17 protein-coding genes and 2 tRNA genes are annotated in these 18826 nt (G+C 64.0%); 11 read left to right on the top strand and 8 right to left on the bottom strand.

All coding sequences use genetic code 11. The features are described 5' to 3' along the window. Positions 1-2: 2 nt before the first annotated feature. Together ACTCB7_RS15500 and cfa are read right to left on the bottom strand one after the other, a co-directional pair. Positions 3-2015, bottom strand: a complete 2013-nt coding sequence (locus tag ACTCB7_RS15500) for a GGDEF domain-containing protein (RefSeq protein ID WP_463007402.1) — start codon at positions 2013-2015, stop codon at positions 3-5. Positions 2016-2209: 194 nt separating this feature from the next. Then, positions 2210-3361 carry a cyclopropane fatty acyl phospholipid synthase gene (cfa, locus tag ACTCB7_RS15505; protein WP_463007403.1) on the bottom strand — a complete coding sequence of 384 codons (1152 nt, stop codon included), beginning with the start codon at positions 3359-3361 and terminating at the stop codon, positions 2210-2212. Between the two features lie 197 nt (positions 3362-3558). On the opposite strand from cfa, the gene ACTCB7_RS15510 reads away from it, so the two are divergent. Both ACTCB7_RS15510 and fdhA read left to right on the top strand, forming a co-directional pair. Then, positions 3559-3861, top strand: a complete 303-nt coding sequence (locus ACTCB7_RS15510) for an MTH1187 family thiamine-binding protein (RefSeq protein ID WP_163648368.1) — start codon at positions 3559-3561, stop codon at positions 3859-3861. 146 nt (positions 3862-4007) lie between these two features. Further along, on the top strand, positions 4008-5201 hold the full coding sequence (gene fdhA / locus ACTCB7_RS15515; RefSeq protein WP_463007404.1) for a formaldehyde dehydrogenase, glutathione-independent: 1194 nt from the start codon (positions 4008-4010) through the stop codon (positions 5199-5201). Positions 5202-5231: 30 nt separating this feature from the next. Here the strand turns inward: fdhA and ACTCB7_RS15520 are convergent, their stop codons facing one another. After that, positions 5232-6128 (bottom strand): LysR family transcriptional regulator ArgP, encoded by an 897-nt coding sequence (locus ACTCB7_RS15520; RefSeq protein ID WP_163648370.1) that lies wholly within the window; start codon positions 6126-6128, stop codon positions 5232-5234. Positions 6129-6220: 92 nt separating this feature from the next. Between ACTCB7_RS15520 and ACTCB7_RS15525 the strand changes: the two genes are divergently transcribed. Next, complete coding sequence (locus tag ACTCB7_RS15525; protein WP_463007405.1) at positions 6221-6811, top strand: LysE/ArgO family amino acid transporter; 591 nt, start codon at positions 6221-6223, stop codon at positions 6809-6811. Positions 6812-7048: 237 nt separating this feature from the next. After that, positions 7049-8149: a 4-hydroxyphenylpyruvate dioxygenase gene (gene hppD, locus ACTCB7_RS15530; protein WP_463007406.1), complete on the top strand. Its 1101-nt coding sequence runs from the start codon at positions 7049-7051 to the stop codon at positions 8147-8149. 119 nt (positions 8150-8268) lie between these two features. Here hppD and ACTCB7_RS15535 read toward each other — a convergent pair whose 3' ends face one another. Next, positions 8269-8472 (bottom strand): hypothetical protein, encoded by a 204-nt coding sequence (locus tag ACTCB7_RS15535; protein WP_463007407.1) that lies wholly within the window; start codon positions 8470-8472, stop codon positions 8269-8271. A 73-nt stretch (positions 8473-8545) separates the two neighbouring features. Beyond that, positions 8546-9154 (bottom strand): helix-turn-helix domain-containing protein, encoded by a 609-nt coding sequence (locus ACTCB7_RS15540; protein WP_463007408.1) that lies wholly within the window; start codon positions 9152-9154, stop codon positions 8546-8548. Between the two features lie 566 nt (positions 9155-9720). On the opposite strand from ACTCB7_RS15540, the gene ACTCB7_RS15545 reads away from it, so the two are divergent. Further along, entirely contained in the window at positions 9721-10617 is an 897-nt protein-coding gene (locus tag ACTCB7_RS15545; RefSeq protein WP_463007409.1) for a LysR family transcriptional regulator, read from the top strand. A 4-nt stretch (positions 10618-10621) separates the two neighbouring features. Here ACTCB7_RS15545 and ACTCB7_RS15550 read toward each other — a convergent pair whose 3' ends face one another. Further along, on the bottom strand, positions 10622-11362 hold the full coding sequence (locus tag ACTCB7_RS15550; protein WP_463007410.1) for an SDR family NAD(P)-dependent oxidoreductase: 741 nt from the start codon (positions 11360-11362) through the stop codon (positions 10622-10624). 112 nt (positions 11363-11474) lie between these two features. Between ACTCB7_RS15550 and gltX the strand changes: the two genes are divergently transcribed. The 3 genes from gltX to ACTCB7_RS15565 all read left to right on the top strand — a co-directional run bounded on the left by gltX (position 11475) and on the right by ACTCB7_RS15565 (position 13268). Next, entirely contained in the window at positions 11475-12956 is a 1482-nt protein-coding gene (gene gltX / locus ACTCB7_RS15555; RefSeq protein WP_463007411.1) for a glutamate--tRNA ligase, read from the top strand. 123 nt (positions 12957-13079) lie between these two features. After that, positions 13080-13155, top strand: a tRNA-Ala gene (locus tag ACTCB7_RS15560). Between the two features lie 37 nt (positions 13156-13192). Then, positions 13193-13268 (top strand) — tRNA-Glu (locus ACTCB7_RS15565). 364 nt (positions 13269-13632) lie between these two features. Here ACTCB7_RS15565 and ACTCB7_RS15570 read toward each other — a convergent pair. Both ACTCB7_RS15570 and gltA read right to left on the bottom strand, forming a co-directional pair. Next, positions 13633-14514 carry an NAD(P)-dependent oxidoreductase gene (locus ACTCB7_RS15570; protein WP_463007412.1) on the bottom strand — a complete coding sequence of 294 codons (882 nt, stop codon included), beginning with the start codon at positions 14512-14514 and terminating at the stop codon, positions 13633-13635. A 112-nt stretch (positions 14515-14626) separates the two neighbouring features. Next, the gene (gene gltA / locus ACTCB7_RS15575; RefSeq protein ID WP_463007413.1) at positions 14627-15916 is read right to left on the bottom strand and encodes a citrate synthase; all 1290 of its coding nucleotides are present in this window, start codon (positions 15914-15916) and stop codon (positions 14627-14629) included. Between the two features lie 411 nt (positions 15917-16327). Here gltA and sdhC point away from each other — a divergent pair, with 411 nt between their 5' ends. Genes sdhC through sdhA form a run of 3 tightly spaced genes read left to right on the top strand, consistent with a single transcriptional unit; the run spans position 16328 to position 18822 of the window. After that, the gene (gene sdhC / locus ACTCB7_RS15580; protein ID WP_163648379.1) at positions 16328-16705 is read left to right on the top strand and encodes a succinate dehydrogenase, cytochrome b556 subunit; all 378 of its coding nucleotides are present in this window, start codon (positions 16328-16330) and stop codon (positions 16703-16705) included. Continuing rightward, positions 16699-17046, top strand: coding sequence for a succinate dehydrogenase, hydrophobic membrane anchor protein (sdhD, locus tag ACTCB7_RS15585; protein WP_463007414.1), 348 nt, complete (start codon positions 16699-16701; stop codon positions 17044-17046). Before sdhC ends, sdhD begins: the two co-directional genes overlap by 7 nt. 3 nt (positions 17047-17049) lie before the next feature. Beyond that, the gene (gene sdhA / locus ACTCB7_RS15590; protein ID WP_463007415.1) at positions 17050-18822 is read left to right on the top strand and encodes a succinate dehydrogenase flavoprotein subunit; all 1773 of its coding nucleotides are present in this window, start codon (positions 17050-17052) and stop codon (positions 18820-18822) included. The last annotated feature ends 4 nt before the right edge of the window (positions 18823-18826 follow it).

Here is an 18826-nt window from a genome sequence, read left to right on the forward strand (position 1 = left end):
CGTCAGGCCCGAGCGCAGACCCGGTTGCGTCCGTCGTGCTTGGCGGCGTAGAGACGCTGGTCGGCACGTTCGATCAGGGTGTCGGCGGTATCGTCGGGCCGGTACTCGGCGACGCCCAGACTGGCCGTGATGCGGGTCGCGGGCAGGCCGAAGTCATGGGCGGCGATGGCATGGCGGAGCCGCTCGGCCAGGCGCTGCGCCGCGTCGGCGTCGGTCAGCGGCAGCAGGATGGCGATTTCCTCGCCGCCGAAGCGGGCAACGAGGTCTTCCTGTCGCAACAGGTCGCGGCACAACCGGCTCAGCACGCGCAACACCCGGTCGCCCTTGAGGTGCCCCCAGGTGTCGTTGATGTGCTTGAAGTGGTCCAGGTCGAGAAGAATCAGGGCCAGCGTGGTGTGATGGCGTCGGGCGCGGGAGAGTTCGCTGGCCAGGGCCTGCATCAGCCGACGCCGGTTGGCGAGTCCGGTCAGGGCGTCGGTATCCGAGAGTTTCTTGAGGCGGTGGGCCTTGGCGACCTGGTCGTTGATGTCGAACAGCACGCCGTGCCAGAGCGTGCCCTGCTGACTGCGCTCGGGCTGGGCTCGCAGGGTGATCCAGTGTGTGGCCTGGCCGTTGTCGTGAAGGCGCAGCTGGATGGACAGCCGAGAGAGACGTCGTGTCGATTTCTCGATGGCGGCGATGAGTCGCGGGCGATCTTCGAGGGCGATACGTTCCAGGACCGGTTGGGCGTCGTGCTGCAGTTCCCGGCGGTCCAGGCCATCGAGCAGCGGGGCGTCGCCGGCCAGGTAGGGCAGGCTCGTGCGGCCGTCCCTGTCGCGCTGGAACTGGAAGATCAAGCCGGGAATGCGCCGGGTCATGAGTTCGAGCCGGTGCAACAACCGGGCCTCGCGGCTCGCATCGAGCAGGGTGCCGATCAGCTCGCGTTCGCCACCGGTCCGGCGCGGCCGCGAAATCAGGGCCTGATTCTGTACCGTCAGGTAATGACCGTCCTCGTGGCGCAGCCGATAGCGCAGGGTACTGCGGCCCTGGTCGGCCTCGGTGACGCGTTCCAGCCAGGCAGCCACCTCGTCGCGGTCCTCCGGGTGCACGCGCGCGAGGAGGCCGAGGTCATGCAGCTGGTGGGCGTCGGGCAGGCCGAGCAGGGACTGGATGTTGCGGCTGAGATAGTGAAACGCCCAGGGGGCCGTGGGGGCGCAGGCGTAAAGCACGGCCGGGTTGGCCTCGAGCAGATGACGTAGCCGGCGGTGGGCGTTGGCGGCGCTGCGCCGTGCCTGGGCCAGGGCGGTGAGGTTGTGGACGAAGCCGATGAGACAGTCGTCGCTGTCCGGTTCGTGCGTCAGGGTCAGCAGCGTGGTACGCAGCCGCAGATACCGCCCCTGGAAGGGCAGCGTATGCTCGTAGGTGGCGGGAACCCGGTCACGCAGGCTGGTCGCGTAGTAGCGCTCCAGACGCATGCCGGCAATGTCGCCGAAGACCTCGCGGGGCGAACGGCCGGCGATCGACAGGCTTTCGAAGGCCTCGTTCATGGCCGGATTGCTGTAGCGATAGCGAAAATGCCCGGTTACCGCGTCGCGCTGGGCGATGAAGGCGCTGGTGGGCATGGGCTCGAGCAGTTGCCGGCTCAGGATCTCCAGAGTCTTCGGCAGCGGGCCGGTGGCCACGGCCGGTTCGGGCAGACGCCGAATCAGGCCCTGCCAGCCCGTGGGGGTGCAGGCAATCTGTTCCTCGAGTTGATGCCGGGCGCCAGCGATGACCAGCGTGTAGCGGCCACTGGCGTGGCCCTCCCGGGAGGCGGCGTCCAGCAGGGTCCGACGTGCGGTTTGCCACGGCGACTCGGCGGTGTCGTCGCCTGCGGGACGGTGAAGGCCAGCAAGGAATGCCGGCGTTTCCAGGCCCAGCAGGCGCTGCGGATCGCCTGCCAGCACAACCGGCTCGCCTCGCGGCATGGGGACGTGCCAGATCAGAAAGTCGAGGCTTTCCGCGGCATGGGCCAGCATGGCATCGAGGCAGGACATGGGGCGTCGACTCCCGGCGGTTTGTCGTGCGAGGCCTGTCGCTGATCGGCAACAAGGCCTGTACAAAACGCAACACTATACGCCCGAAACGAAACGCGCGTCATGCCTCAGATCATGTCAGCCCTGATCTCGAAACCATGTCAGTGATTTCCTACAGCCCCCTCTCAACGCGGGCTGTCTCAACGCGGGCTGTCTCAACGCGGGCTGTCATAGCGCCCCGGCCGCCCCTTGGAGAAGACCACCTGCCAGAGCTGGATATCCCGGGCACGGAAGGCACCGGCGCAGGCACCCAGATAGTAACGGAACATGCGGCGGGTCTTCTCGTTGTAGTTGTCGGCGATTTCGTGCCAGTGGGCGTCGAAGTTGTCGCGCCAGGCCATCAGCGTGCGGTCGTAGTCGGCACCGAAATTCTGCCAGTCTTCCATCAGCAGCCGCCCTTCGGTGGCCTGGGCGATGTGCTTGATCGAGGGCAGAATGCCGTTGGGGAAGATGTACTTGTGAATCCACGGATCGGCGCTGATCTCGGAGTTGTTGGAGCCGATGGTGTGCAGCACGAACAGGCCGTCGTCGGCCAGCAGCCGGTCCACGGTGTCGAAATAGGTCCGGTAGTTGCGGTGGCCGACATGCTCGAACATGCCGATCGAGACGATGCGGTCGAACCGGCCTTCCAGATCGCGATAGTCCTCGAGGATGATCTCGACCGGCAGGCCTTCGCAGCGCTTGCGGGCCAGTTCGGCCTGCTCCCGGGAGATGGTGATGCCGGTGACGTGGGCCCCGTAATGGCGTGCGGCATGCTCGGCGAAGCTGCCCCAGCCGCAGCCGATATCGAGCACTTTCATGCCCGGCTCGATGCCCAGCTTGCGGGCGGCGAGATCGAGTTTCGCCACCTGGGCCTCGTGCAGTGTCTCGGCGTCCTTCCAGTAGCCGCAGGAGTAGCACATGGTCGGATCGAGCATGCGTTCGAACAGGTCATTGCCCAGGTCGTAGTGCGCCTCGCCGACAATGTAGGCCCGCGCCTTGCTCTGCAGGTTGAAGAAGCCGGCCTGGAGCTTGTACATCAGGCGCTCGGAGGGGGTGTGCGCATGCTCGCCGAGACCGTGACGCAGCAGGCGATGGGTCATCTCGTCGATGCGCTCGCATTCCCACCAGCCTTCCATGTAGGACTCGCCGAGGCCGAGCGTGCCCTGGTGAAGAACTCGCGAGAAGAAGTCGGGATGGTGTACCTGAATGTCCCAGGGCGAGGTGCCGTTCAGCGCGACACCCGAGCCGTCGAGCAGGCTCTCGATGACGCGTCGGGCGCGGGTGTCGGGCAGTGCGATGGGGGCGATGCGAGTGTCACTGGTCATGCCGAACTCCGTTATCTGGGGCGCCGTTGCGCGATACGGTTTTCGGGCAAGGCAATCCTTGCCGCTGTACACAGCTCTCGTTTAGTTTGCTAATTGACTTGGCGACCTGCAAGAGGCTCAGTCTATGGTGGCAATAGCCTTGCTCAACAGCATAGACCACGAGCAATCAGTCATACGGATCGCGAAAGGAGTGAATCATGCAGGTCATTGTCGATTTCTGCCTGGTGCCGATGGGCGTCGGCGTTTCCGTATCCCGGCATGTCGCGGCGTGCCAGACGATCATCGAGGAGGCCGGCCTGGTGCATCGCATGCATGCCTACGGGACCAATATCGAGGGGCCGTGGGACGAGGTCTTCGCCGTGGTGAAGCGCTGCCATGAAGCCGTGCACGCCATGGGGGCACCCCGCATCAACACCACGCTCAAGGTCGGCACGCGTACCGATCGCGAGCAGAGCATGGATGACAAGGTGGCCAGCGTCGAAGACCTGCTTCGGCACTGAGGCGAGACGGGGGATGTCGTGCGGCTGTCTCGTTCAGGCATGCCGATGCCTTTCTGAGCACAGTGGCCTCCCTCGCGCCGGGGCTAGGCTGGTCGAGGTCGTCACCGTGGGTGCGGTGACAGGAACAACGACAAAGGACGCCAGCCATGAGTCAAGCCAACCGCGGGGTCGTCTATCAGGGCCCCGGTCATGTCGAGGTGCAGTCTCTCCCCTTTCCCGAGCTTGCCCTGGGTAATCGTCAGTGCCAGCACGGCGTGATCCTCAAGGTGCTCACCACCAACATCTGCGGCAGCGATCAGCACATGGTGCGGGGTCGCACCACGGCGCCACCGGGGCTGGTGCTGGGCCACGAGATCACCGGCGAGGTGGTCGAATGCGGTCGAGATGTCGAGTTCGTCAAGGTCGGCGATGTGGTTTCGGTCCCTTTCAACATCGCCTGTGGCCGCTGCCGCAACTGCAAGGAAGGCAACACCCACATCTGTCTCAACGTCAACCCGGCGCGGCCGGGCGCCGCCTACGGCTATGTCGACATGGGCGGCTGGGTCGGTGGCCAGACCGAGTACGTCATGGTGCCGTACGCCGACTTCAACCTGCTGCGCTTCCCCGACCGCGACCGGGCGATGGACAAGATCCGTGACCTGACGCTGCTGTCGGATATCTTTCCCACCGGCTATCACGGCTGCGTGACCGCGGGTGTGGGGCCGGGCAGCACGGTCTACATCGCCGGCGCCGGCCCGGTGGGGCTGGCCGCCGCCGCCTCGGCGCGTCTGCTGGGCGCCGCCTGCGTGATCGTCGGCGACATGAATCCGCAGCGGCTCGACCAGGCGCGCAGCTTCGGCTGCGAGACGCTCGATCTGCGTCAGGACACGCCGATGCCGGACATGCTGGAAGGGATCCTCGGCGAACGCGAGGTCGATTGTGCGGTGGATGCCGTGGGCTTCGAGGCGCGTTGCCACGGGCACAACCACAGTCACGAGCAGCCGGCCACCGTGCTCAATGCGATGATGGACGTGACCCGTGCCGGTGGGCAGGTGGGGATTCCGGGGCTGTATGTCACCGAAGATCCCGGTGCCGAGAGCCAGGACGCCCAGCACGGCAATCTGTCGATGCGCTTCGGGCTGGGCTGGGCCAAGGCGCATTCCTTCCATACGGGGCAGTGCCCGGTGATGCGCTACCATCGCCAGTTGATGCAGGCGATTCTCTTCGAGCGCATCGACATCGCCAAGGCCGTCAATGTTCAGGTCATTTCCCTGGACGAGGCGCCCCAGGGCTATGCCGACTTCGATGGCGGCGTGGCGAAGAAATTCGTCATCGACCCCCACGGCAGCCTGGCGGCATGATCGAGGGCCGGGGCGTCAAGGCGTCCCGGCTCACTGGGGGCTGGCGAAGGGGATCAGCCAGTGCCGGCACTGCGCCAGCAGGTGGTCGGTCAGTGCGTCCAGTACCTGGCCGCCGTGCCGCCAGTGGTGCCAGTAGAGCGGCACGTCGATATAGCAGCCGGGGTCCAGGTCCACCAGTGTGCCGCCCGCCAGTTCCCGGGTGACCTGTCGCTCGGGAATCAGTCCGTATCCCATACCCGCTTCGGCCAGCTGGATGAACCCTTCCGAGGAGGGGCACAGGTGGTGGGGGAAGGGTTCCCGAAAGCCCCGCATTTCCAGATAGCGGTGCTGCAACCGGTCGTCCGGACCGAAGACGATGGCGGGCGCCTCCCGCAGGGCTTCATGAGTCAGGCCGCGGGGGAAGTGGCGAGCGACATAGTTCGGGCTGGCCAGTGCCCGGTAGCGCATGTAGCCCAGCGGATGCTGGCGCGCTCCTTGAATCGGGCGCGGCGTGGCGCAGATACAGCCGGCGACTTCCCCATCCCTCATGCGCTTCAGGGCTACGTCCTGATCCTCCACCACCAGGTCGAGAAGTACGTCGTGCTGCCGGCAGAATGCGCCGGTGACCGGCGACCACCAGGTGGCCAGACTGTCGGCGTTGATCGCCAGACGCAGCCGTTGTTCCCGTTCGCCCAGGGCGGGAATCTGGTCGAGCAGGTCATGCTCGAGCAGGCGGACCTGCTGGACGTGATTGAGCAGCCGACGTCCCAGCGCCGTGGGGGCTAGCTTGGGCGTGCGAATCAGTACCGGTTGTCCCAGTCGGGCCTCGAGCAGCTTGATGCGCTGGGAAACGGCCGATTGGGTCAGGCCCAGATGCTTGGCGCCCCGCTCGAAGCCGGATTGGTCGATGACGGCGGCCAAGGCCTGGAGAAGTTTGTAGTCAAGCATCAGCCAGGTTAATCATCCATTCCTTGAATTAATTTCACTTATTGTAGCGTCAAACCTAACCTGTCGTCTTCCAGGGCCAGGGAGGCGACATCATGTGGGCATCCGCCCTTCAAGGGCTGGCGACCGGCGCCGGGCTGATCGTGGCCATCGGTGCGCAGAACGCCTTCGTGCTGGCGCAGGGGCTGCGGGGTCGCTCACCGTGGCGTGTCGCCGCGATCTGTACCGCTTGCGACGCACTGCTGATCGGTCTGGGCGGGTTGGGTCTCGGGCCGTTGATCGCCTCGCAGTCGCTGCTGGTGACGGCGGCGCGCTGGGGCGGGGCCGTATTCCTGATCTGGCAGGCGCTTCAGGCGTGGCGGCGTGCCGTGGCCCCCGCCGGCCTGGCTGCCGCACCGGCGGCATCGACGCGCCGTGGCGTGACGGCGGAGACCCTGGCCGTCACCCTGCTCAATCCTCACGTCTATCTCGACACCGTGGTGATGCTGGGTGCCATCGGTGCCGTCCAGGCCAGCCCGACGGGCTTCTATGCTGGCGCCATGAGTGCGTCGGGGCTGTGGTTCTTCGGTCTGGTGACGGCGGCCGGCTGGCTGGCACCGCGGCTGGCGCACCCTGGCGTGTGGCGCGCCATCGATGCCGTGATAGGGGCCTTTCTGCTGGTGATGGCGGTGCAGCTGGTGACCTGAGTGTCAATTTTTCGTTACGCCTTGTCAGGGTTTCCGTCCGCTTTCGGGAGCCGCTGACGTGGGCCGGTAGGGCTGTCAGCTTTTCTTGACGAGCCAGGTGGTCATGGGGGAGCCGCGGGGCCCGTGGTGGCGCCAAATCGCCATTCTCGACGACGGGGCAGAGGCCTAGGCTTGGGGCCATTCGCCGTCCGTCGACGGCGCCGCTCCCCAGCCACGACGTCAACAAGGAGAAGGCTCATGACCGCACCGGCCAGCATTTCCCCCCGTGAAACCCAGGGCAACCCGATCGGCACCGATGGTTTTGCATTCGTCGAGTTTACTGCGCCGAGTGCCGAGGAGCGCGAGGGCCTGCGTCAATTGTTTCGCCAGCTCGGCTTTACCGAAACCCGCCAGCACCGTTCCAAGCAGGTGACCCTGTTCCAGCAGGAGGGCATCAACTTCGTGCTCAACGCCGAGCCGAACAGCCATGCTTCCGCCTTTGCCGAAGCGCATGGCCCCAGCGCCTGCGCCATGGCCTGGAAGGTGGCGGATGCCCGCCAGGCCTTCGAGCACGCCGTGGCGAAGGGTGCCGAGCCGGTGGATAATCCGGTCGGTCCCGGGGAAGCCGGTATTCCGGCCGTCAAGGGAATCGGCGGCTCGCTGCTTTATTTCGTCGACGACAAGCGGGATGCCGAGGGGCGCAGCATCTACGAGATCGACTTCGAACCCATTGCCGGCGCCGAGAAGAACGCCCGCAGCGTGGGCCTGAAGATGCTCGACCATCTGACCCACAACGTCGATCGTGGCCAGATGGACGTCTGGGCCAACTTCTACACGGCCATTGCCAACTTCCGCGAGATTCGCTACTTCGACATCGAAGGCAAGATGACCGGCTTGCACTCGCGCGCCATGACCGCACCCTGCGGCAAGATGCACATTCCCATCAACGAGTCCGCCGATGACAACTCGCAGATCGCTGAATTCCTGCGCGAGTACAACGGGGAAGGCATCCAGCATCTGGCCCTGGCGACCGATGACATCTACGCCACGGTCAAGGCGCTGCGCGACAACGGCATTCGCTTCATGACCACGCCGGCGACCTACTACGAGAAGGTCGACCAGCGCGTGCCCAACCACGATGAGAATCTGGAGGATTTGAAGGCGCTCAACCTGCTGATCGATGGTGCGCCGGAAGAGGGGATCCTGCTGCAGATCTTCACCGATACCGTCATTGGTCCGATCTTCTTCGAGATCATTCAGCGCAAGGGCAACAAGGGCTTCGGCGAGGGCAACTTCAAGGCGCTCTTCGAGTCCATCGAGGAAGACCAAATCCGCCGCGGCGTACTCAAGGCCGATTAAACACCGCTGTCACCGACGAGCGAGGGTCGGCGCCTTCGGAAGGCCGGCCCGATAGCATTGCCCCGGCAGGATGTCGGGGCAAATTCTTTCCGTCACGAGATGCCCGGGGACGATCAGGGTCACAGGCCGTATTCGCCGGGATCTTCACCCTGCTCGCGCAGAAAGGCAGCAATCAGATCCTCCTCGCCGTCGTGATCCGAGCCATGACGGTAGGCGAATTCGATCAACTGTTCCTCCTCGAAGCCGTCGTACCAGGCCATGTCCTTGTAATCGCTGGCGGCGTACCAGTCACTGGCTGCTTCGTAACTGTCGAACAGCGGCATGAGCCTTTCCTCCTCGATAGCCTGCTGTCAACGTAGCCACCACGACACCGGGCCGCAAGGCGACCCTGGGCGGTCAGGTGCCGAGCAATTGCCAGCGGGCCTGGATACGGCCCCGTAGCCGGAAGGGAAGAGCATCGAGCGGGGCGGTTTCGAGTGCATCGTGCTCCCCGCCGATCTGCAGATCACCGTCGGGCAGGCGCTCGAGGCGGCGGATGGCCAGTCGATCCGGATAGGTCACCAGGTACAGGTCATCCTCCTGAAAGGCATTGACCGGACGGACGGCTGCCAGGTCGCCGCTGTCGAGGAAGTCGAAACGTTCGCCCGGTCCCGGGGTGACCAGATAGCAGTTCTTGTCGACGCGGGCCAGGGGCAGATCCCCCAGCAGCGATACCAGCGAGGTGTCACGGCGCTCCCACGGGACCGGTTCGCGAGCAATGAGTTGCAGAATGCCGGTGACCGCGGGGGGAGCCGGGGTGTCCTCGAGGAGATCTCCCAGCGTGCAGTCAAGGGCGTCGGCCAGGGCCAGCAGGCGCTCGTGGCCGATTTGTCGGATGGTGCCCGACTCCCAGTAGGAAATGGTCACATCAGAAACACCGACTCGCCGGGCGAGGGCGGCCTTGCTCAGGTTTGCCTTCAGTCTCAGCGCTTTTATTCGGGAACCCAACGCATCCATCGATTGCATCTCGCCGTAACGTGAACGCCTAGCATAGCCAGTCGCCACCGAAGTATGTTTCGGGTTGATAAAGCTCACTTTGTTGAGGAATTACCGGATGCTGCGGGCGATAACTTCCGTAAAAAAGTGTGATTTTACGTCATCCATTTATGCGGGAATTCGGTGCCAGGTGTGCGGCGAGGGGCCCGTATTCAGGCAAACTGAAAGAGGGCGTCGGCGTGACTTGGGCGAACGTTACCGGATGGGCCATGTCGCTGGACAACGATGACTCCGTTATACCCCTGCCACCGGCGGGGTGGGTAGTGTGGGTAAATGGCGACACTTGCAACCGGGAGGGGCGCACAAAGAAAAATGCGCCGAGTGCTCGGTCGAGCAGACTCTGGCGCACAAGAGATGATGCACTGAAGGCTCCGTCGACGCCGCGGCGGGCGAGGACAGTGCTTCAACGGGGATGCCGTCGAAGTGCTGGCAGTATAGGCAGTCGTACTTTGCGGAATAAGTGGGTACAATTGAAATCCAGTGTTTCTATTATGGAAACAAAGTCATCTCATTGCGCGACCGCGAGGTACTGTTCCTTGGCCACGCTGGATGCACTCAAGGTCTTTGTCGAAGTCGTGCGCGCCGGCAGCTTCACCGCCGCGGCGCGCCGGCTGGGGATTTCCAAGTCGCTCGCTTCCAAGCGTATTGCCGCGCTGGAGGAGGAGCTGGGCGTCAGCCTGTTGAACCGATCCACTCGTTCGCTGCACCTGACCGAGGCGGGGCAGATCTATTACGAGCACGGGCTGCGGATTCGCGAGGAGCTGGCGGCTGCCGAGGCGCAGGTGCAGTCGGTGACGGCGCGGCCCCGCGGCCAGCTCAAGGTCAGCGCGCAGGTGAGCTTCGGCTTCATGTATCTGGCCCCGCCGACCACCGCCTTCATGCGTCGCTATCCGGATGTGGCGGTAGAGATCCTGCTCGAGGACCAGCGTTTCGAGCCGATCGACGATTCCGTGGACCTGGCGATCCGCATGGGCCCCTTGCCGGCGTCGAGTCTGGTGTCGCGCCCGCTCTGCAAGGTGGTCTACGGTCTTTATGCGGCGCCCGACTATCTGGCCCGGGCGGAGCGTCCGCAGCATCCCCGGGACATCGAGTCCCACGACAGCGTCTTTTACGGCAACTACGACCTGGGCGCCCACTGGCGCTTTTCGCTCAACGGTCAGCCGCTGGACATCGAGCCCAGCTCTCGACTGGTGATCAATAACCTGCTGGGCGTGGTCGAGGCGGCCAAGGCGGGCTTCGGGCTGGCCTACCTGCCGACCTTCGCCGCCCAGTCCGCCGTGGCCGAGGGGGAACTGGTGCCGCTGCTGCAGCCCTACTGGAATGAGCACGGCAGCATGCTGGTGCTGTTCCGCTCCCGCAAGTACCTGCCGGACAAGACACGTGCCTACCTGGATTTCATTACCGACTGGTTCCGCGAGCGTCTGGTCCTGTAGTCGTCTACCAGGCGATGGGCTCGCCGGCCCAGTCCCAGAAGGTGCCGGTCTCCTCCGGGCGACGTGCGTTCATGACGGCGAACAGGCGCTCGGCGACGAAGGCGGGCGTGAACAGCTTGCCCTCGGGCACGCGGGACTGGAAGGGGCGCGACAGTGCGGTGTCGGTCGTGCCAGGGTGAAGGCAGAGCACGATGGAGCGCCGGTTGTAACGGGCCAGCTCGATGGCGGCGGTACGCATCAGCATGTTGTGGGCGGCCTTGCTGGCCCGGTAGCCGTACCAGCCGCCGAGCCGGTTGTCGTCGATCGACCCGACCCGTGCCGACAGGCTGGCAATAATCACCGGATGGCGCCCCTTGAGTGACGCATGCAGTGCCTGGATCAGCAGGGCCGGCGTTGTGGCGTTCACCTGGAACAGGTGCGCCAGCGTGTCGGCGTCCAGCTCCTCGAGGCGCTTTTCCGGCCGCAGGCCCCGGGGGGTGTCGTGCAGCAGGCCGATGGCGTTGAACAGCAGGTGTACCGGGGCGCCGTCCAGGCGAGCGGTGAGCGCTTTGCGGCCCGCCTGGCTGGAAAGATCCGCTGTCAGGCTCTCCAGACGGGGATCCGGGTGCTCGATGGGGCGACGAGACACGGCCAGCACTCGGCCCGGGCGATCGCTGGCCAGCAGGTGGTCCAGCACGGCGCGACCGATACCGCCGCCGGCACCGGTTACCACGGCGGTAAAGTCACTCGGCAAGGCTTCCAGCATGAGCGTCTCCTGAGCAAGGGGAGGGAACGAGCGGGAGCATCGGCTATCGGCTGATGATGGCGCCTCGGGTGCGTATAATGCCGCCCATCCTGCAAGCCAATGGACGCACGTCATGACTACTGTTCGTACCCGTATCGCGCCGTCACCGACCGGTGACCCGCATGTGGGCACCGCCTACATCGCGCTGTTCAATCTCTGTTTCGCTCGCCAGCACGGCGGTCAGTTCATTCTGCGCATCGAGGATACCGATCGCCAGCGCTCCACGGCTGAATCCGAACAGATGATCCTCGATTCCCTGCGCTGGCTGGGGCTCGACTGGGATGAAGGACCGGACGTGGGCGGGCCGCACGGTCCCTATCGTCAGAGCGAGCGCGGTGACATTTACGCCGAGTATGCCCGTCAGCTGATCGAGGCCGGGCATGCCTTCCGCTGTTACCGCACCAGCGAAGAGCTCGATGAGCTGCGTGAGACGCGCAAGGCTGAAGGGCTCCATCTCGCGCTCAAGCCGGGGGATCTGGCCCTGTCCGAGGCCGAGCAGCAGCGGCGCGAGGCGGAAGGTTGGCCCTACGTGGTGCGCATGAAGGTGCCGGCGGAAGGTACCTGTGTCGTCAACGACATGCTGCGCGGCGAGATCGAGGTGGACTGGGCCCAGGTCGATGCCCAGATTCTGCTCAAGTCCGACGGCATGCCGACCTATCACCTGGCCAATGTGGTCGACGACCACCTGATGGGCATCACGCATGTGCTGCGTGGCGAGGAATGGATCAATTCGGCCCCCAAGCACAAGCTGCTCTACGAGTACTTCGGCTGGGAGATGCCGGTGCTGTGTCACATGCCGTTGCTGCGCAACCCCGACAAGTCGAAGCTCTCCAAGCGCAAGAACCCCACCTCGATCAACTACTATCGGCGAATGGGGTTCCTGCCGCAGGCGGTGACCAACTACCTCGGCCGCATGGGCTGGTCGATGCCGGACGATCGCGAGAAGTTCACCCTCGACGAGATGATGGCGCACTTCGATATCCAGCGCGTGTCGCTGGGTGGTCCGGTCTTCGACCTGCAGAAGCTGACCTGGCTCAACGGGGTCTATATCCGCGAGGATCTCGACGACGCGGCGCTGCTGGAGGCGCTGCGCGAGTGGGCCTTCAACGAGCCGTATGTCGGTCAGATCCTGCCGCAGGTACGCCCGCGTATCGAGACGCTGTCCGATGTGGCGCCGCTGGCCGGGCATTTCTTTGCCGGGGTGGTGCACCTCGACGAGCAGAGCTTTGCCGACGTCAAGCTCGAACGTGAAACCCTGCTCAAGCTGCTGCAGTTCCTGGTCTGGCGTCTGGAAGGGGTGACCCGCTGGGAAAAGGAAAGCCTGCTGGCCGAGGTCAAGTCGCTCAGTGCCGCCTTCGACCTGAAGATGAAGGCCTTCCTGGCGCCGGTGTTCATCGCCATTACCGGTTCGGCGACCTCGACCTCGGTAATGGACGCCATGGCGATTCTCGGCTCCGACATGACCCGGGCACGTCTGCGCCATGCCATCACCGTGCTGGGCGGTGTGTCCAAGAAGCAGGCCAAGCGCTTCGAGAAGGAGTATCGGGACCTGTAGTCGGATGCGGATCCCCGAGGCAGGGGCGCAGACCCCTGCCTTGTTTTCCCGGTGAAATTCGTTGTTGACCAAGGCCGCGAGAATCCGTAATATACGCCTCGTTCTCACGGGCAACGCCGATACGGGGCCTTAGCTCAGCTGGGAGAGCGCGACACTGGCAGTGTCGAGGTCACCGGTTCGATCCCGGTAGGCTCCACCAAGTTGCACGTTGTGAACCTGCTTGAAGGCATCTCCGCGTCCCATTCGTCTAGTGGTCCAGGACACCGCCCTTTCACGGCGGTAACAGGGGTTCGAACCCCCTATGGGACGCCACTTCCTCCCTCGCTGTTTCTTGCAATCCAGTCGCTCGTTTTCAGCCGGCCGTTCGATCCGTTCTTCGCCTGGTATCCCGGAATTTTCCGGTTTCGTCCCGTTTTTCGTATTGACTTTTCCCCACGAATTTTCGATGGCTCGCGGCTTGTGCACAAGTCAGCGCGGCATCCATGTTCTTGACCGCCTCTTTATTAAAAATCAATTAAATCAATGGTTTATGCTTGGTTAAAATTTGACCGATTTGTTGCCAGGCCGCTTGTCATGGCGATTCTGCGACCTTTTCGAAAGCTTATAAACAGGGTTGTCCACAGAATGTGTGGAAAAGGGGCGGGCAGGCCCGATCCTGCGCGATCGGGCCGTTCGGTCAGTCGTGCTGCAGACGCTTGAGCAGGGCGGACGTGTCCCAGCGGCCGCCGCCCATGGCCTGGACATCGCCATAGAACTGGTCCACCAAGGCTGCCACCGGCAGGCGGGCGCCGAGCTTGCGAGCTTCTTCCAGGCAGATGCCCAGATCCTTGCGCATCCAGTCGACAGCGAAGCCGTGATCGTACTGATCGGCGATCATGGTCCGGTGGCGGTTTTCCATCTGCCATGAGCCGGCGGCCCCCTGGGCGATCACCTCGATGACGCGGTGACTGTCGAGTCCGGCCTTCTCGGCGAAGTGCAGGCCTTCGGCCAGACTCTGCACCAGCCCGGCGATGCAGATCTGGTTGACCATCTTGGTCATCTGGCCCGCTCCGACGGCGCCCATCAGGGTAACCGCGCGTCCGTAGTGGGCGAGTGCCGGGCGGGCATGCTGGAAGGCGTGCTCCTCGCCGCCGCACATGATGGTCAGTACGCCGTTCACTGCGCCCTGCTGGCCACCGGATACCGGGGCATCGATGAAGTGGGCGCCACGTTCGCGGCAGGCGTGATCGAGTTCTTCGGCGAGCTCGGCCGAAGCGGTGGTGTGGTCGACCAGGATGGCGCCGGCCTGCATGCCGGTCAGCGCTCCTTCGGGGCCGGTGGTGACCTCGCGCACGTCGTCATCGTTGCCGACGCAGACGAGGATCAGGTCGGCACTGTGTGCCGCCTCGGCGGGCGTTTCGTGCCAACTGCCGCCATGCTCATCGACCCACTGGCGGGCCTTCTCGCTGGTGCGGTTGTAGACGCGCATCTCGATGCCGGCGCGGGCCAGGTGGCCGGCCATGGGATAGCCCATGACGCCCAGGCCGATAAAGGCGGCGGTTCGGATTGTCTGGCTCATGGAAGGGTACCTCGCAGGGAAGTTGTCTCATGCCGGGACCAGCATAGGTGAATGCCGGTCGGCGGGGCCTGACGAGAAAGGCCGCCTTGCGGCGGCCTTTGAGTGGTCCTGCTTACTTCGCGCCCGGGTAGTCGCGCTTGGTGTAGCCGGTGTAGAGCTGGCGCGGACGCCCGATGCGATAGCCGCTGCTGATCATCTCGTTCCAGTGCGAGATCCAGCCGATGGTGCGGGCCACGGCGAAGATGACCGTGAACATGTTGGTCGGAATGCCGATCGCCTTGAGGATGATGCCGGAGTAGAAATCGACGTTGGGGTAGAGCTTGCGCTCGATGAAGTAGTCGTCCTCCAGGGCGATCTGCTCCAGGCGCTTGGCGATCTTGAGCTGCGGGTCGTCGGCCATGCCCAGCTCGCTCAGTACCTCGTCGCAGGTCTCCTTCATGACCTTGGCGCGCGGGTCGAAGTTGCGATAGACGCGGTGACCGAAGCCCATCAGGCGGAACGGGTCGTCCTTGTCCTTGGCGCGGTCGACGAAACGCTGGATGTTTTCCTCGGATTCATCGCCGATCTCGTCGAGCATGTTCAGCACGGCCTCGTTGGCGCCGCCGTGTGCCGGCCCCCACAGGGCGGCGATGCCGGCACTGATGCAGGCGAACGGGTTGGCGCCGGTGGAGCCGGCCAGGCGAACCGTGGAGGTCGAGGCATTCTGCTCGTGGTCGGCATGGAGCATGAAGATGCGGTCCATGGCCTTGGCGAACACCGGGTTGATCTTGTACTCCTCGCAGGGGTTGCCGAACATCATGTAGAGGAAGTTTTCGGCGTAGTTGAGATCGTTGCGAGGATAGTTGAACGGCTGGCCGACGTTGTACTTGTAGCACATCGCCGCCAGGGTCGGCATCTTGGCGATCAGGCGGATGGCGCTGACGCGGCGTTCCCCTTCCTTGGTGATGTCCAGATTGTCGTGGTAGAAGGCTGCCAGTCCACCGACCACGCCGCACAGGATGGCCATGGGGTGGGCGTCGCGACGGAAACCCTTGAAGAAGTTGGCCAGTTGCTCATGGACCATCGTGTGGTTGCGGATGGTCTTTTCGAACTGGGTGTATTCCTCGTCGCTGGGCAGCTCGCCGAAGAGCAGAAGATAAGAAAGCTCGACGAAGTTGGAGTTGTTCGCCAGCTGGTCGATGGGGTAGCCGCGATGCAGCAGCACGCCCTCGGCGCCGTCGATGTAGGTGATGCCGGATTCGGTGGCGGCGGTGGCGACGAAGCCCGGGTCGTAGGTGAAGAGGCCTTCGGCGGTAAGACCACGGACATCGATGACGTCGGGTCCGACAGTGCCTGAGTAGACCGGTAAGTCGAGAGGCTTCTCCAGCCCGTCCACTGTCAACTGCGCTTTCCTGTCAGCCATGATGGCCTCCTCTTTATCTCAATACCTAACGTAACTCTTTGTCTTGCCTGCAAACGGACATCAAAGGTTCGCCCACTATAGAAGCGTCCCGAGTATTGTCAATTCACCGATGGTGGCCGATGCGGCGATGCAGCAGAGGCTGGGGCGGCTTCAGAGGCTGGCTCGAGGCCGGTGTCATGCTGCCCGGCAGCAAGGTTACCTTGTTACCAAGGGTAACACCAAGGTCGCAATCCGGCGGTAACGATTTGTCATGCCAGTGGCCAGTCCCTATAATCCTTATCCGCGCGACTGGCGGGAAGCGGTGACTGGTACCACCTGACTTGGCCAACCATCGCTCTTCCTCAAACCACCGCCCGCTCGACCGAGCCCGATCGGAGTCCTGGAGCGGGCCAAGAGAGTGTGTAGAGAGCCGTGAATAGCAAAAGACCCGTAAACCTCGACCTTTCCACGATAACGTTCCCACTCCCAGCCCTGACCTCCATTGCCCACCGTATCACCGGCGTCATTCTGTTCGTTGGCCTGATCTTCGTCTTCTGGGCACTCGACGCGTCGCTGTCTTCGCCCGAAGGCTTCGAGGCGGTCCGGGGCGCCCTCGAGCACAACTTCCTGGCCAAGCTCGTGGCCTGGGGGCTGCTCTCGGCACTGGCCTACCATTTCGTTGCAGGCATCAAGCACCTGCTGATGGATGCCGGTTACGGTGTCGATCTCGAAAACGCCTATAAGAAGTCGCAAGTCACCGTGGTGGCGAGCGCCGTTCTCGTGGTACTGGCAGGAGTCTGGGTATGGTAACCAACATCACCAATTTCGGTCGCAGTGGCCTGTCGGACTGGCTGATCCAGCGTGTTTCGGCGGTGGTTCTGGCGCTTTATGCGGTCTTCATGGTCGGCTATCTGCTGTTCCATCCTGACCTGGATTACGCCACCTGGAACGGCCTGTTCGCGCAGACCTGGATGCGTATCTTCTCCCTGCTGGCCTTCGTCTCGCTGGCGGCCCATGCCTGGATCGGCCTGTGGACCGTGGTCACCGACTACATCAAGCCGACCGGCATTCGTTTCACCGTCCAAATCGCCATCATCCTCGCCATCTTCATCTTCCTGGTGTGGGGCGTACAAGTCTTGTGGGGAGCCTGATCCATGTCCAATATGCGTAGCCTGACGTTCGACGCAATCATCATCGGCGGTGGTGGCTCCGGCCTGCGTGCCGCGCTCGAGCTGGCCAAGTCCGGCAAGAAGACCGCGGTGATCACCAAGGTCTTCCCGACCCGTTCGCACACGGTCTCGGCCCAGGGCGGCATCACCTGTGCCATCGCCTCCGCGGATCCCAACGACGACTGGCGCTGGCACATGTACGACACCGTCAAGGGCGGTGACTACATCACCGACCAGGATGCTGCCGAGTACATGTGTTCCGAAGGTCCGAAGGCGGTCTTCGAGCTCGAGCACATGGGGCTGCCGTTCTCGCGCTTCGACAACGGCCGCATCTACCAGCGCCCGTTCGGCGGCCAGTCCAAGGAGTTCGGCAAGGGCGGCCAGGCGGCCCGTACCTGCGCCGCGGCCGACCGTACCGGTCACGCGCTGCTGCATACGCTGTATCAGAATAACCTGAAGAACAACACCGTGTTCCTCAACGAATGGTACGCGGTGGATCTGGTCAAGAACGCCAGTGGCGATGTGGTCGGCTGTATCGCCCTGTGCATCGAGACCGGTGAAGTGGTGCACATCAAGTCCAAGGCCACCGTGCTGGCGACCGGCGGTTCCGGTCGTATCTACGCGTCCACCACCAACGCCCTGATCAACACCGGTGACGGCATCGGCATGGCGCTCCGGGCCGGCTTCTCCGTGCAGGACATGGAGATGTGGCAGTTCCACCCGACTGGCATCTACGGCGCCGGCGTGCTGGTGACCGAGGGCTGTCGCGGCGAAGGCGGCTACCTGATCAACAAGGACGGCGAGCGCTTCATGGAGCGCTATGCGCCGAACGCCAAGGACCTGGCCGGTCGTGACGTGGTCGCGCGTTCCATGGTCATGGAGATCCTCGAAGGACGTGGCTGCGGCGAGAACGGCGATCACGTGCTGCTCAAGCTCGACCATCTGGGCGAGGACGTCCTCAGCAAGCGCCTGCCGGGTATCGTCGAGCTGGCCAAGACCTTCGCTCACGTCGACCCGGTCAAGGAGCCGATCCCGGTCGTGCCGACCTGCCACTACATGATGGGCGGTCTGGCGACGAACGTGAACGGCCAGGTCATCGTCCAGGACGGCGACGGCAACGATCAGATCGTCAACGGCCTCTTCGCCTGCGGTGAAGCGGCCTGTGTCTCGGTGCACGGTGCCAACCGACTGGGCGGTAACTCGCTGCTCGACTTGGTGGTGTTCGGTCGCGCCGCCGGCATGTACATCGAAAGCGCGCTGAACGAAGGGGTGGAGTACCTGGACGCGGCCGAATCCGACGTCGAGCAGGCCCTGTCCCGCCTGAATCGCTGGAACGAGTCGAACGGTGGCGAGTCCGTGCCGGAGCTGCGTGCCGAGCTGCAGGAAACCATGCAGAAGTCGTTCGGCGTGTTCCGCCAGGAAGACCACATGCAGGAAGGCGTCAAGAAGGTGGCCGAGCTGCGCGAGCGCATCGCCAACGCGCACCTGGGCGACAAGTCCAACGCCTTCAACACGGCCCGCATCGAGGCGCTCGAGCTCGACAACCTGCTCGAGGTGGCCGAGGCGACCGCCATCTCGGCGCTGGAGCGCAAGGAGAGCCGCGGTGCGCATTCCCGCTACGACTATCCGGACCGCGACGACGTCAACTGGCTGAAGCACTCCATGTACTTCCCGGTCGAGAAGAAGCTGGGCAAGCGTGACGTGAACTTCCAGCCCAAGACCCTCGACACCTTCGAGCCGAAAGTCCGGACTTACTAAGGGG

It is taken from the genome of Modicisalibacter sp., from assembly GCF_055145905.1.